The organism is Methanocella arvoryzae MRE50, assembly GCF_000063445.1.
Lineage (GTDB): Archaea > Halobacteriota > Methanocellia > Methanocellales > Methanocellaceae > Methanocella_A > Methanocella_A arvoryzae.
Genome location: NC_009464.1, coordinates 2,311,517 through 2,325,736 on the forward strand (window position 1 = coordinate 2,311,517; position 14,220 = coordinate 2,325,736).

The following is a 14,220-nucleotide window of genomic DNA, read 5'->3' on the forward strand; positions in this document are numbered from 1 at the left end:
TTCACCGCTGGTATCATATATTTTCTCATGGGCCTGTTCCGCAGGCGGAATTAACGGCGTTAACCCATGGGCATGCCAGTTCCCCCGGCGCCCGCAGGCCAAAATAACCGGATTTTTCACGATCGGCTTGCCTAATCGTAATAATTTTTCCGCAGGAGGTAATGTTTATAAACAATTAGTAGTAACTAGTCCTTCTAACTATAACACAGGGGTATATAGTATTAAATGGGCGAGGGTCAACTAAGATGGTTAAGATACTTGTAGATAACAACGTATGTATCGGGTGTGGCCTGTGCGCGCACGATTGCCCCATGAAGGTCTACGCGATCAAAGACGGGCGATCAGTCGTCGTAAATCAGGATGACTGCATGCAGTGCCTGTCATGTCATGAGGTATGTCCTTCCAATGCCATCGAGCACCAGGACATCTACTTATCCAGGAGACTGTACGTCGATCTCGAGGTATGTTCTATGCTGCGGAGGTTCATTTAATGATGTTGACATCTGCATTCACCTCCTGCGGAGGTTCATTTGATGATCTCAACATTTGCATTCACCTCCGAAGGAGGTTTAACTGATGTCTCAGGTTGCGATAGTCAAGCCGGAGGAGCTGCCTCTCCAGTGTGAAGGCAATATTACCGACTACGAAGAAGCCCTGCACGGGCTGATGGTACTGAACGCGACTATCATTCGGTCGCTCGAAGAGATCGCCAGAGGCGGCGCTAACGCCGTGGTATACCGGGCCGGCATGAAGATGGGCCACGAGACCGCGAAGTACTTCCCCAAGACCGATAACGTGGAGAAGGCGCTGAAGGAGCTCTCCGACATCCTCGGCAGGCAGTACAACTTCGAGCTGTGGAAGCCCAAGGACAAGGACAGCTATATCATCACCGAGAACGGCGAGACCTTCATCTACCTCGTGTTCCGGGACTGCCTCGTCAGGCAGACGCTGCGCCGGGAAGGCATGGCCCAGAAGGGACCGCTATGCCAGAGCCTCTATGGCTACATGGTGGGCGCGGTCGAGGAGATCACGGGCAAGCGCGGCAAGCTGGAAATCGTCCACGTAGGTCCCAACACCTGCCTGAAAAAGCTGATTCTGAGGTGATCGAGTGATCAAGCTTGCTACCGAGCCGCTGGCCTCCTGCGCCGGCTGCCACATGTCGCTGCTCGACCTCCACGAGGACCTGCTCGAGCTGCTCAACAAAGTAGAGATCGTCTACTCGCCCATCCTGATGGACGTCAAGGAGCCCCCCGAGGACATCGACATCGCCATCATCGGCGGAGCCATCCGCAACAAGGAAAACATGGAGAGGGTCAAGAAGCTGCGGCAGCGCGCCAAAACCGTCATCGCTTTCGGCACCTGCGCCTGCTACGGCGGCGTCTCCGGCCTGTCCATCCTGCACAGCAGGGACGAGATCCTGAACGGCGTCTACACGAACCGGCAGGGCACGACCACCAACGTCATCCCGAACCAGGACATCCCCGACCTCTTATACCGCGGCTACGCCGTCGGCGACGTCATCAAAGTCGACTACTACATCACCGGCTGCCCGCCCAAGGAGTTCTTCCTGCGCCAGATCCTGCTTCCCCTCATAGAGGGCAGAATACCTGACCTGCAGAAGAAGTCGGTCTGCTCCGAGTGCGACCGGGAAATGGTCCTGGTCAAAGACTGGAAGATCAAGCGCAGGTACGAGGGCGTGCCCGAGGAAAAGACCTGCCTGCTGGGCCAGGGCTACATCTGCCTGGGCTCGGTGACCTTCGGCCGGTGCCACGCTCTCTGCACCCATCACGGTATCCCCTGCCACGGATGCGGCGGACCGTCGCTGGACGTGCTCAGAGAGCCGTGCAGGGACATCTACAACACGCTGGTCATGCGCATCCAGCACCTGACGGAATTACCCCAGCAGGAGATCGAGAAGGAACTGTACGACATTCCTCATACCGTATACCCCTTCGTCATGGGCAGCAAGATCATGGAGAACAAATCTGTCTCTAAGATTCCCGACATCATCAAGGAGAGACACCTATGAAGAAGATCACCATTCACCCCATCACCAGAATAGAGGGCCATGCCAGCGTAACGGTCCAGCTCGACGACAAAGGCGAGGTGGCGGACGCCCACTTCCACGCGACCGAGCTCAGGGGCTTCGAAAAGTTCCTGGAGGGCGCGGCCATCGAGGAAGCGCCCAGGATCACCCCCCGGATTTGCGGCATCTGCCCCACAGTGCACCACCTCGCCGCCGCCAAGGCAGTAGACGAGGTCTTCGGCGCCACGATCCCGGAAGCGGCTTACAAGATGAGGGAGCTTCTCATCGCGGGCCAGCTTATCAGTTCGCACTACTTACACCTGTTCATGCTTAGCATGCCCGACTACCTGCTGGAAGGGGCGACCCCCGCGACGAGGAACGTCGCCGGCCTGGCCAAGGCCAATCCGGACCTCGCCCGCATGGCTATCGAGGCCCGCAAGATCGGCCAGCGCATCACCGAAGAGGCGGGAGGCAAGCCCATACACCCGGTATCGGCCATACCCGGCGGCATGTCCTTCTCGCTGACAGAGCAGAAACGGGCCGAACTTGAGGCATACGCTAAGCGCTCCCTCGAGATCGCCGTGGCTGCCTGGAACCTGGTCAACGGAGAGTTCGACAGGAAAGCGGACTTCGTCAAGACGCTGGGCGTGGTGCAGACGGACTTCATCGGCATGACTTCGGGCGGCAAGTTCGAGACCTACGACGGCCCCATCCGCATGATGGACGCGAACGGCGGCAGCCTGGGCGAGTTCCAGGCGAAGGACTACTCCTCCCACATAGAGGAGTACGCTGAGCCGTACTCTTACATGAAATTCACCAAACTCAAGTCCGGCAGCGGCTTCTACCGTGTCGGCCCGCTGGCCCGTGTCAACGTGGCCGACTCCATGGGCTACCCGGAGGCCGACAAAATGCTGGCCGAGTTCCGGGCGAAGTACGGGAGGGCGCCACAGCAGCCTGCCCTGTACAACCTTGCCCGGATCATCGAGGTCGCCGCAGCCAGCGAGCGCGCGCTCGCACTGCTGCAGGACAGGGCGATCACGGACAAGAACGTGCGCAACCCTGTCGCCGGCATCAAAAACACCCGGGGCGTGGGCATCGTGGAAGCGACCAGAGGCACGCTCATCCACGACTACACCGTAAACGACAAGGGATTCATCACCAGCGCCAACCTGATCGTGGCGACCGGCCACAACAACCGGGCCATCGACAGGGGCGTCTTCGAAACGGCGAAGAAGTACATCCACGGCGACGCCGACGAGGCCACTCTGAACAAGATAGAGATGCTCGTCCGCGCCTACGACCCGTGTGTCTCCTGCGCCACCCATGCCATCGGGCGAATGCCTATCATCCTGAGCTTATTCGATAGCGAGGGTAACGTTATACGTGAGGTTAAGCGATGCTAAAGCGGATATTAAGCGATCTGGTAAAAGTTGAGGGAGTGTCGGCAGCAGCTATAGTAGGCAGAGACGGGTTCATCATCGAGCACGTCTCCAACATACAGATGGACGTCGACGCGCTGGGCGCCATGGCGTCGACCAGCGTCGGTACTTCGGAAGCCATGGGCATAGAGCTGAGCAAAGGCAACTTCGAGCAGGTGCTCGTCGAGCTGGAAAAGGGGCCCATCATGCTCTCCCTGGTCACGGGCAACGAGATCCTGGCCATCGTCGCAGAGCCGGGCTCCAACCTCGGCCGCATTCGGTACGAGGTCAAGAAAAACAAGGACAGAATTGCAGCTGCACTCTAACTGAAGCGGTGAACAGGCATTGAAGCTACCGACAGGCGCCCGCCTGGCAGAATCAGAGGCAAGCGTAGCTGACCTGCTCAAGCAGTACGGCCTGAACTTCAAAGGCTCGATCAACGTGCACAGCGCGAGCCACGGCCTCGGCGGCGACGGCTTCATCCTGATGGACAACGGCACAGTGCTGGCCGCAGCCTACTCGATGCTGCGCATCACCCTGTACCAGTTCAGCGCCATCGAGCGCATGATGGCACTGCCCGGGGTGCGCTCCGAGATCGTCAGCCTCACCGATGAAGAGATCCGTAAAATCGTGGCTGAGAACCAGCACGCGGCCATCGTCTCGCCAGAAAACGGAGCTCCGGCGACAGCCCCGGCACAGGGAACCGCCACAGGCCCCGCTACACCGGAGGCACAGGAAGCCAGCGGCCCTGCAAGCTACGAACAACTGGTCTCGGCCTTCGCCGCCATCCCGGGAGTCATCGGCTCCGCGCTCGTCGCCGAAGGCTTCCCCGTATACCAGCAGGGAAACGACGTCGACTTCGAGCACGTCGCCGCCGCCACCGAGGACATGGTCCGGGCAGGCACCCGCATCGCGGGAGAACTGCAGCTGGGAGAGACCGGGCAGATCATCCTCGAAACGCCGGACTACAAGGTCATCATAGCGCCGGTAAGCGACATGTTCCTGTGCGTGCTCGCGAGGGCCGACACAAATCTCGGCCTGATCCGGCTGAACATCAGGAACGCCCAGCGCATCAGGGACGATTGACATGCAGCTGCCACGAGGGACACTTGAGAAAAGCTTCCGGGGCCCGGGCACCCTGGCCTCCGTCGCGGAGGGCATCGCTAAAGATAGCCTGACAGGATACCTGCGGGTATCCATCCTCTCGGACAACGTCAGCGAATGCGTGGCCGTCTACCTGTCCGGCAAGCCAGTCATGTCCTTCACATCGGCTGCGGGCGACGACCTGCCTGACCCCGGCATGGCAAGGATTAAGGAATCTATTCAGCAGCCCGACTGTTTAATCGAGATTTGTAAGCTGGGCATAAACCAGGTAGCCCTTATACAGGAACTATACGGTGATTTCGCCTGTGGAGAGCCTCTTCCTCCCCGGCAGAACCAGGCAGCCCCACCGGCACCTCCGCAGGCCCCGCCCCGGCCTGCCCCGATCGCCCCGGCAGCCACCAGCCCTGCAGCAGCCCGCTTCGTCAAGCCAGAGATCAGAGGCCGGTTCGTCCGGTCCGAAAGGCTCGATGACCTCCGTGAATACTGCCAGCGCTACCCGGATGACACCGGCCACCTTCTCTTCATCGCCGACGACACGAAAGAGGAACACCACGCCATCATCGCAGCCGGCCGCATCGAAGCCGTATACGACGATCGAGGCATCGTCCCGGGAGTGCCGGACTGGCTGGACGGCGTCCCGGGCATCGCCGAATTCTACGCTGTAGAGCCAGGCGTGCTAACCTCCGTGCTGGTACGGTCCCTCAAGAGCGTACAGGACACTGCCGCCCAAAAGCACCAGGCAGCGAGCCATTCGATAGCCTCCGCCGTGCCCAAAAAGCCCCTCGCGGCAGCCCCGCCTGTTCCAGCTCCGAACCGGCAGCCAGCTATCGGAATACCGGCGAAAGCCATCCTTGAGAAGACCAGGCATCCCGCCGAGGCAGCGCCTGCTGTTGAGGACGACATCAGCCGGACAGTGGACGAGCTCAGCAGGTCCATGGACGACGACATCGCCATGGTACGGAAGGTCGAGCAGGACTTCGCCCAGCACGCGGACGAGCTGCTGGAAAAGCTGGACCTCGGCCACCTGCGCAAGTACCGGAGGAATTAGGGGAGAGCCGCAATGTCCAGCATCAGCACCATTCTCAGAGAATCAATCACCTTCGCCTGCAGCCACGAGGGCTACGATCAGTTCTGCGCCGCGGGGTACGGGGAAAGCACCTTCGCCCGGGACGACGGCACGCCCGACCTGCACGGCCTGACCTCCGCGCTGCTCAACGTCTTCCCTCCGGAGAAAGCGTCAGTCATCGCGGGCGACTTCGGCAGGAGGCTGCGCAGCATGTCCACCAGCGACGACGAAACCGGGGAAGACGTGTTTGTCCGGTACTTCAACACCCCGTCCGGCGAAGTCAAAGGCCTGATCATCGAGGCCCGCCGGGTCCGGGAAGCGATGGGCAAAGAGCTGGTGGACTACGGCCACGAAGGCCTGAAAATAGACACCGTCGATCCTATAGAGAGGGAGATCGCCGGGTTCGTCTACGGCCGGAACTCCTTCACCAGCCTGGACATCCTGGACTTCACAAGGTACCTGAAGAGCAAAGAATATAGCTTCCAGGAGAATATAGTACTAGAGAAAGTATACGAAAAAATAGAGCAGAGGAGGAAAGAGGAGAGAATCGTCCTTGAACAAAGGATTGCCGGATTTATATCGAAAAATCCTGCTCCGAACGACTCCGAACTTTCCTCGTTCGTGGAAGGGCTCAAGGATCTGTGCATCGCCAGCGACCGACAGGAAGTGCTGCGCATGATCCGGTACGAGCAGCTTCGCCGCGGATAAATGTGATAATCATCAATCGATCGAATGAATGACGTCCGCTTTAGAGAGGCGGGCGGAGGTAACGGGTGAGTGACTGAAATGACAAAAGTATACACAATCGCTTCGGGAAAAGGCGGTACAGGCAAGACGATGACGACGGTGAACCTCGGCACGTCCCTGGCCATGCTCGGCAAGCGCACCATCGTGCTGGACGCCGACATCGGCATGGCCAACCTCGGCCTGGTCCTGGGGCTGGAAAAAAGCAAGATCACGCTGCACGAGGTGCTCGCGGGCAAGGCCGACATTTCCCAGGCCGTCTACGAGCTGCCCACCGGCCTGAAGGTCGTCCCCAGCGGCATATCGCTGCAGGGCTTCCAGAACGCAGACCCGGACCGGCTGCAGTTCGTGATGAGCAAGCTGGTCGCGGACGCCGATTATATCCTCATAGATGCCCCCGCGGGCATCAGCAAGGACGGCGTGATACCGCTGGCCATAGCCGACGAAGTTTTACTCGTGGTCAACCCCGAGCTGTCCTCCATGGCAGACGCGGTCAAGACCAAGGTGCTCACCGAGATGGTGGGCGGCGCCATCGGCGGCATCATCCTCAACAGGGCGTCCGCGGAGAAAACCGAGCTGACCGCCCAGAAGATAGGAGACATCATGGGCGTCAAGGTGCTCGAGGTCATCCCCGAGGACCCAAGCGTCAGAAGAGCTGCAGCCTTCAAGACTCCCGTAGTCGTGAAGTACCCGGACAGCTCCGCTGCCATCGCCTACAGGCGCCTCGCCGGCAAGATCGCAGGATCGAAGACCGTGGAACCGCTGCAAGCCTCCGGACAGAAACGCGAAGGTTTCATCGACAGGCTGGCAAGATCACTGTTCAAGGGGGTTTAAAACGTGGACGAACTGTACCTGGAACTAATCATCGCAATGCTCATCGTCGGCTTGTTCGCCTGCTTCCTCATCATGTACGTGATGTACGCGAGGATCAGGCAACTGGTAGCCGAGTTGAGAGTGCTGAAAAACCGTGTGGAAGTCACTGACGAAGAGCTGACCAAGCTGGCGGATGACATCGAAGAATTCAAGAAATTGAAATTCTGAGCCTTCGGCTCCCTCCGCCCACTTTTATTTTTAAAGATCTTCAGTGCGTCGCGCCTAAGCTAGGCTACGCTACGTTCGAAAAGTAGAACTCGCAGACCAGTTGTTTTATTGCCATAGCGTTAGCCGCGATAGTTTATCCCATCATTCTCTGAACGCAAAATGCTACCGGGAATATTCCATATAGCCCTCGCAATAAAAACGTTTAACCGTCATTAGAGTTATATATTATACATTGGCACGCATCAGGCCCTTATATCCTGATGAACGACAGTCGATCAACCTGGTAATTGGCGCATGACGGCTCCGGCGTGATGGGGCTGACATTAAGTCGCTTAGCGCAAGCTGGGTATTCAGGTCTGTAGAGGCACTTTGCCGGCCGAAGGCCGGCCGCCGCAGGGTTCGAGGTATGAGGTTAGAAAGATTATCATATAGCACGTCCAAACGAGGGCGTGATCAACGGGGGTCACCCGGTTTGCAGGAAGCCAGCGAAAACAACTCGAGTAACAAGAACATCGCCATGCTCATCGATGGCGACAACGCGCAGCCCTCCCTCATAGAGGAGATGCTGTCCGAAGCGGGTAAATACGGGAACGTCACGGTAAGGCGGATCTACGGCGACTGGACCATGTCCAGCATGAACAGCTGGAAAGACTACCTCCACAAGCACGCCTTCCAGCCGATCCAGCAGTTCCGGTACACCAAGGGCAAGAACGCTACTGACAGCGCCATGATCATCGACGCCATGGACATTTTATACGCCGGCCACGTCGACGGGTTCTGCATCGTCTCCAGCGACAGCGACTACACGAAATTAGCCACCCGGCTCAGGGAATCCGGCTTATTCGTCATGGGCATCGGCCGCAAGGACACCCCCCAGAGCTTCGTGAAAGCCTGTGTCATCTTCACTTTTGTAGAAAACCTCTCCCCGGACGAAGAAGAGACCCCCGAAAAGGCCAGCAACAGCCACAAAACACCCTCCAGGGCCCGGACCCACAAGAAACTCGACAAGTTCGCGATCAACCTGCTCAAAAGGGCGTATGAAATGGGCGTCAGCAAAGAAGGCGAATGGGTCGACCTCTCCACGCTCGCCAATAATTTATACAAGATCGAGCCCAGCTTCGACTCCCGCGAGTATGGCTTCAGCCAGCTTCAGCTGCTGGTCAAAGCCACGAACCTGTACGATGTCGAAAGATCCAGGCTTAAAGGGCCGAGCCAGAGCTACATTCGGCTGAAATAAGTATAGAACGCCTCGACTTCCTGATGCTCGGGCTCGGCGACTCGCAACACGATCGCTGCGCTGTGCAAAACCTCACAGATGCCACAGATTGAAACAGAATCCACAGATTACGACTGATTTCACAGATTGAGAAGGGATACCACAGATCCATTCCTTACTGATCGGGCAAGCACGAGAATCGTAGTCTATAACTTATTATGATATCTGTGGAATCGATCGTCATCTGTGCAATCCGAAAAAATCTGTGGATTCTGTCGTAATCTGTGGCATCTGTGTGGATTGGCACAGCGCAGCGTTCGTGTACGTTCACCCACACAGAGCCAACTGTTTACGAGTATCCTTGTAATAGTGGCCGGCACAGTGCAGCGTTGGTATTGCCGTCCCACCTCCCCAGTACTCTTTTTACACAATTTTTAATATCCGGGCAACCGTACATACAGTAATTATCGCGGTGTTGCTATGGATAACCCAAAGTTCGGTCTGGACCAGTACATGATGACGCAGAAGATGATCTCCATCGGCAAGAGGTACTACATCAAAGACGGCAGCGGGCATGACCTGTTCTTCGCCCGGATGGAGAAGTTCAAGCTGAAGCCCAAAATCAACATTTATTCCGACGACACCCAGCGGGACGAGGTGCTGACCATCGCCCCGAGGAACATCCTCGACTTCAACGCCACCTACGACGTGGTGGACGCCAAAACCCGGGAACTGGTCGGCTCGCTGAAGCGGGAGGGCCTCCACAGCCTGTTCCAGAACAAGTGGGTGATCATGGATGCAGCCGGCAACGTCGTCGGCAGCGCCCAGGAAAGCGGCCTCATGGCCGTAGTCCGGCGGTTCGTGATGAACTGGAAGCTGGACTTCGAGATCGACTACCAGGGCAGGCGCATCGGCAACCTCACCCGGCGTTTCTCGTTCGGGGACAAGTACACCCTCGACCTCTCCGGGGACCGGGAGAAAAGGCTGGACCGAAGGCTTGCAATCGCCATGTTGCCGCTGTTCGACGCCGGGGAAGACAGGTAAATCCCTCTGAGGTCTGGGAGTTCCCGGGAGGCCGGGGAGGATTTTTAAGCTGGGAGGCTCGGGAGGGTTGCGAGTTCTGAGAGGAGGTTCGGGAGTGTGGAAAGGTCTGAGAGGATGATTTTTAATATAATTAATCCTCTCCGGCCTCCGGGTGCCTCACATAACCTCTCTCGAACCTCCCTTTCCTCCCTGATCTCCCACTTTGAAAGTCTCCCTGACCTCCGTGTACCTCCAGACCTCCTCGCTTACCTCTCAGTACCTCCCTTACCTGAGAGATGCGATTGTCGCTACTCCCGCTCTTCCACTTTCTCAGGCATGGGCTCTGTGGGCGTATCAGGTGTTATCTTTAAGAACTCAAAAAAAGTCTTAGCCCGTCATCTTGCCCGGAATCCGGACAGCACGGAGGTTGCTCTCCTCTTTCACGACGCGCACCCTGCCCTTGCTGTCGTCTAAAACGGTGATGGAGCGCAGGTATTTTGCGGCGTCGCCCTTGCCGTGGATATATAATTCTATCAGGTCGCCGGCCTCGTCGATGTCGCTGGACACGTTGAACGAGTCGAACACTTCAGTAGTCAGCCCGTTCTCCTGAGCGATCCGCATGTGATCCATGAAGCTGGCGCCGTAGTAGTCGACGTGGTACTTGTCGGGCCTGCGGATGAGCTGGACGTTGGTGCCGCCGCCTCTGCCGGGGCATATTACAATATCGGCGGGACTGGCGAGCATGTCCCTGACGTTCTTCTCCGTAATCAGGGGTATGTCGGCCATGACGATCATGACCGGGCTGTCGTTCGCCAGCAGGTAGTCGTTCAGCGCGGGGTTGAGCTCCTTCTCGCTCACGATCACTGTGGCCCCGTCCCACTCGAAGGGCTGCGTCGTCAGCAGCTCGACCTCCACGCCCGCTGCGGCGAGGGTGGAAGTGATGTCCCGCAGCATCAGCTTTGCCAGTTCGCTGCGCTCCTCCGGGGTGAGCAGCGACGCCAGCCGGGACTTGACGTTGACAACCTTAAAGGGGACAATAGCCTTCATTGAATTATTAAAGGTGCATTGAAAATTTATATACTTTGGCTGAAAGCCGGAGGCTCTTCTTCCGTAAGCGTCTGTGATATCGGAGAATTTCCGTAGCACTGTGCGTCAGCCTTGCCGGAAATGGGCAGGTCTCGGAGGTACCTGGAGGATAGAGAGGAATTTCAAGCTGGGAGTTTCGAGAGGGTGGCGAGGTCTGAGAGGAGGTCGGGGAGTGTGGAAAGGTTAGAGAGGATAATAACTATTATCAGATTAATCCTCCCTGACCTCCGGGTATCTCCCGGGCCTTTTATTTCCTCATGTACTTCAGGTACACGTAAGCCCACCCTATGAACAACCCGAGGGTGGCGGCGAGGGCGAAGCCGATGTTGATGTCGGAGAGCAGGGGGGTCTTCGGGGAGGCGCTGGCTTTCTCATCGTCGTCAGTATCGGTGCCGGGCAATACGATAGGTTTCACGGGGGTGGCTGTCACTCCAGAAGCCTCAGGCGTGGCTGACAGGTTGAATGGCGGCAGTGGAGTCGGTGTCGGTGTCGCAGTCAGCGGTCCCTGTGGAGGGCCGTTGTACGTGAGGTTGGAGATGGTTCCTCTCAAATAGCTTTCACCGTCTCCGGTCATGAGGTGGATGACCATGTACGCCTGCTGTTTATAAGGCGCTACAGCGATGCCCCTGTCGTCGATCCTCAGGACCAGTTCGCCGGCGGGGGTCGACTGGATCTCGACGTGGTGTGCTCCCTGGGGGAAGTCTTTCAGGCCGCCGATCTCCCCATACCTGGCAGACCAGGTGCCGAGGCCCAGGATGGCGCTATCCTTGACGTCGCCCTTGCGGACGCCGATCCGGGGGAGGCTGTCGTTGAAGTCGATTAAGAGGACATTGGACTTTTCGCCTGTGGTGATGTCGTAATCGAAAGTCACGTTGTGGAACCGCTCTGTCGCGGGCATCCTGATGAACAGGTACACATCTCTGTAGCCCATCTCGGGGGCGCTGCCCATGTCCAGCCGGACCCCTCGATCCGTGAGCGTCACGTTCGCTCCTCCGGACCTGTATATTGAGGTGTTGTCGAACGAGCCTACCCGGGTCAGGTTCTCTCCGTTAGTATTTACGAAGACTGAAGCGTTCTGGTATTCGCCCACCGGCGTCAGGATCTCTATGGCAGCATAGCCGGGCACTGCCAGCACCATGGCCAGCGCTACGAGCAGTAATCCGGCAATCAGCGTCGAAGACAGGCGCATATGTGAAAGAGCTAGTCAGGAAAAGTATAAAAAGTTCCTGTTACTGAAAAGTAAGAAGGCGAGGTTACTATCACTGTATCTTCCCGTTTTTCACCCCTGTCGTCCCGGCCCCGGAAAGGCTATAATGTATGTGGGATGGGGAATGTAAATATATGAAGCGTGTCTATACGTGACACGGTTAGGTTGTGCGGCAATGGCCTCAGATTTCATCACGTTTACCAGGAATGTCTTTATTCCCGTCACCAACATGTGCCGGAACAATTGCGCCTACTGCGGTTTCCGGCGGGAAGTCGGCTCCCCTGAGGCCAGGATCATGCCCCCGGGAGAAGTGCTGGCCACGCTGGAGAAGGCGGCGGCATTTGAGTGCAAGGAGGCGCTTTTCACCTACGGCGACGCCCCTCAGGATCCCCGCTTTACAAAGGGGCTGGAGCAGCTAGGCTACGCCACGCTGACCGACTACGTTTACGATCTCAGCCTCCGGGCCATCGACCTCGGCATCCTTCCCCACACTAACGGGGGAGTGCTTCCCCTGCCGGACCTGAAGAAGCTCTGGCCTGTCAACGCGAGCATGGGCCTGATGCTGGAGACGACCGCAAAGCTGCCCGCCCATCAGCTGAGCCCGCTGAAAGACCCTGAGGTGAGGCTGGAGTTCATAGCGGAGGCCGGGCGCATGGGGATTCCTTTCACGACGGGCATCCTCGTCGGCATCGGGGAAACATGGGCCGACCGGAGGGCTTCGCTCGAGGCCATCCGGGACCTGCACCTGAAGTATGACCACATCCAGGAGGTCATCGTGCAGAACTTCGTGCCCAAGCCGTACATCCGCATGGCGAACGTGGTGCCGCCCACCCCGGAAGAGATGGTGGAGGTCCTCCGCCTCGCCCGGGAAATTCTGCCCTCAGATGTTTCGCTGCAGGCGCCGCCGAACCTGACCTCTCACCTGGACCAGTTCCTGCAGGCCGGCGTCGAGGACGTCGGAGGCATCTCACCTGTTACGCTCGACTACATCAACCCTGAGTGTGCGTGGCCGTCGATCGATGCGCTGAAAGCCCGGGGGCTAAAGTTACGGGAGCGGCTGCCCGTATACCCTAAGTACGTCCGGAAAGGCTGGTATGGGGCTAAGGTGAAGCCGCTGGTCGAGAGATATGCTGATGAGGAGGGGTACTGTGCTTAAAGACATCTACGAACGCTCGCTGTCAGGCGAGATTACCATCGAGGACGCTAGGAAACTGCTCGAAGCGAACCCGTTCGAGCTGTTCGACACCGCCGATCAACTGCGAAAAGAGATCGTGGGGGATAACGTCACCTATATCGTGAACCGGAACATCAACTTCACCGACTTTTGCGTCGGCACCTGCAAGTTCTGCTCTTTCAAAAACAACAAAGGCTTCAGGCTGACGCTCGACGAGATCCTGCAGAGGGTCGGAGCGGCGAAGGAGACGGGCTCGACTGAGGTCTGCATTCAGGGAGGCCTGACCGAGGACATGTACCTCGAGGACTACGCGGGCATGATCCGGGCGATCAAGAGCAAATATGACATTCACACTCACGCTTTCTCCCCCATGGAAGTCTACCACATGAGCCGGATGTCCGGCGTCACTGTGGAGGAGTCGCTGAAAACCCTGAAGGTCGCCGGCCTCAACTCGATGCCCGGCACCGCCGCCGAAATTCTCGACGACGAAATCCGGTCAGTCATCTGCCCCGGCAAGCTCAGCACGAGTGAATGGGTGGACGTTGTCTCGACGGCTCACCGTGTCGGCATTCCTACCACGGCGACCATCATGTACGGGCACATCGAGACATGGGAGCACCGGCTCAAGCACCTGTTCATCGTCCGGGACGTGCAGAGACAGACGCACGGCATCACCGAGTTCGTGCCCCTCACCTTCATGCACGAGAACAATTCGCTCAGCGGCAAGTCCATGGGCGCCAGCGGCATGGATGACCTGCGCATGTATGCCCTTGCGAGAATCATCTTCGGCCGGGACATCCCCAACGTGCAGGCATCATGGGTGAAGCTGGGCACGAAGCTGGCCCAGGTCGCGCTCAACTGCGGCGCCAACGACGTCGGCGGCACCCTGATGGAGGAGAACATCTCTAAGTCCGCGGGGTCGAAGTCCGGAGAATACCTGTCACCCGACGACCTGCAAGCAATGATCAAAGCTGCAGGACGCATACCCAGGCAGCGGAACACGCTCTACAAGCTGCTCGGGTAGCCCTTAACCATCCGGGGACGCCTGCAATTGCAGGCGCCCGATGCGGGCGATCAGATGACGAACGCTGCGCTGTGCCCTGGACACAGCTTAT

At 58.1% G+C, this 14,220-nt stretch carries 16 protein-coding genes; 14 read left to right on the forward strand and 2 right to left on the reverse strand.

The window, feature by feature from the left end:
• Positions 1 to 245 precede the first annotated feature (245 nt).
• From RCI_RS11420 to RCI_RS11475, 12 genes are all read left to right on the forward strand, one after another.
• On the forward strand, positions 246 to 491 hold the full coding sequence (locus RCI_RS11420) for an ATP-binding protein (RefSeq protein WP_012036598.1): 246 nt from the start codon (positions 246 to 248) through the stop codon (positions 489 to 491).
• 85 nt (positions 492 to 576) lie between these two features.
• Positions 577 to 1,104, forward strand: a complete 528-nt coding sequence (locus RCI_RS11425; RefSeq protein ID WP_012036599.1) for a hypothetical protein — start codon at positions 577 to 579, stop codon at positions 1,102 to 1,104.
• 4 nt (positions 1,105 to 1,108) lie between these two features.
• Entirely contained in the window at positions 1,109 to 2,029 is a 921-nt protein-coding gene (locus RCI_RS11430; protein WP_012036600.1) for an NADH-quinone oxidoreductase subunit B family protein, read from the forward strand.
• Complete coding sequence (locus RCI_RS11435) at positions 2,026 to 3,429, forward strand: Ni/Fe hydrogenase subunit alpha (protein WP_012036601.1); 1,404 nt, start codon at positions 2,026 to 2,028, stop codon at positions 3,427 to 3,429. Before RCI_RS11430 ends, RCI_RS11435 begins: the two co-directional genes overlap by 4 nt.
• Positions 3,423 to 3,770 (forward strand): roadblock/LC7 domain-containing protein, encoded by a 348-nt coding sequence (locus RCI_RS11440; protein WP_012036602.1) that lies wholly within the window; start codon positions 3,423 to 3,425, stop codon positions 3,768 to 3,770. Before RCI_RS11435 ends, RCI_RS11440 begins: the two co-directional genes overlap by 7 nt.
• 19 nt (positions 3,771 to 3,789) lie before the next feature.
• A complete protein-coding gene (locus RCI_RS11445; protein ID WP_012036603.1) occupies positions 3,790 to 4,530 on the forward strand; it encodes a roadblock/LC7 domain-containing protein in 741 nt (246 codons plus the stop codon).
• 1 nt (position 4,531) lies between these two features.
• A complete protein-coding gene (locus RCI_RS11450) occupies positions 4,532 to 5,596 on the forward strand; it encodes a hypothetical protein (protein WP_012036604.1) in 1,065 nt (354 codons plus the stop codon).
• A gap of 12 nt (positions 5,597 to 5,608) precedes the next feature.
• Positions 5,609 to 6,322 carry a hypothetical protein gene (locus tag RCI_RS11455; RefSeq protein WP_012036605.1) on the forward strand — a complete coding sequence of 238 codons (714 nt, stop codon included), beginning with the start codon at positions 5,609 to 5,611 and terminating at the stop codon, positions 6,320 to 6,322.
• A gap of 78 nt (positions 6,323 to 6,400) precedes the next feature.
• Positions 6,401 to 7,192, forward strand: coding sequence for a cell division ATPase MinD (gene minD / locus RCI_RS11460; RefSeq protein WP_048198516.1), 792 nt, complete (start codon positions 6,401 to 6,403; stop codon positions 7,190 to 7,192).
• A gap of 3 nt (positions 7,193 to 7,195) precedes the next feature.
• The gene (locus RCI_RS11465; protein WP_012036607.1) at positions 7,196 to 7,399 is read left to right on the forward strand and encodes a hypothetical protein; all 204 of its coding nucleotides are present in this window, start codon (positions 7,196 to 7,198) and stop codon (positions 7,397 to 7,399) included.
• 472 nt (positions 7,400 to 7,871) lie between these two features.
• The gene (locus RCI_RS11470) at positions 7,872 to 8,636 is read left to right on the forward strand and encodes an NYN domain-containing protein (RefSeq protein WP_012036608.1); all 765 of its coding nucleotides are present in this window, start codon (positions 7,872 to 7,874) and stop codon (positions 8,634 to 8,636) included.
• Between the two features lie 459 nt (positions 8,637 to 9,095).
• On the forward strand, positions 9,096 to 9,659 hold the full coding sequence (locus tag RCI_RS11475) for a hypothetical protein (RefSeq protein ID WP_012036609.1): 564 nt from the start codon (positions 9,096 to 9,098) through the stop codon (positions 9,657 to 9,659).
• Positions 9,660 to 10,025: 366 nt separating this feature from the next.
• Here the strand turns inward: RCI_RS11475 and cofC are convergent, their stop codons facing one another.
• On the reverse strand, positions 10,026 to 10,685 hold the full coding sequence (cofC, locus tag RCI_RS11480) for a 2-phospho-L-lactate guanylyltransferase (RefSeq protein WP_012036610.1): 660 nt from the start codon (positions 10,683 to 10,685) through the stop codon (positions 10,026 to 10,028).
• A 286-nt stretch (positions 10,686 to 10,971) separates the two neighbouring features.
• Positions 10,972 to 11,913 carry a hypothetical protein gene (locus tag RCI_RS11485; RefSeq protein WP_012036611.1) on the reverse strand — a complete coding sequence of 314 codons (942 nt, stop codon included), beginning with the start codon at positions 11,911 to 11,913 and terminating at the stop codon, positions 10,972 to 10,974.
• Between the two features lie 193 nt (positions 11,914 to 12,106).
• Here RCI_RS11485 and cofG point away from each other — a divergent pair, with 193 nt between their 5' ends.
• Together cofG and cofH are read left to right on the forward strand one after the other, a co-directional pair.
• Positions 12,107 to 13,087, forward strand: coding sequence for a 7,8-didemethyl-8-hydroxy-5-deazariboflavin synthase subunit CofG (gene cofG / locus RCI_RS11490; protein WP_048198519.1), 981 nt, complete (start codon positions 12,107 to 12,109; stop codon positions 13,085 to 13,087).
• Positions 13,080 to 14,129: a 5-amino-6-(D-ribitylamino)uracil--L-tyrosine 4-hydroxyphenyl transferase CofH gene (gene cofH / locus RCI_RS11495; protein WP_012036613.1), complete on the forward strand. Its 1,050-nt coding sequence runs from the start codon at positions 13,080 to 13,082 to the stop codon at positions 14,127 to 14,129. The genes cofG and cofH overlap by 8 nt, the downstream gene beginning before the upstream one ends.
• The last annotated feature ends 91 nt before the right edge of the window (positions 14,130 to 14,220 follow it).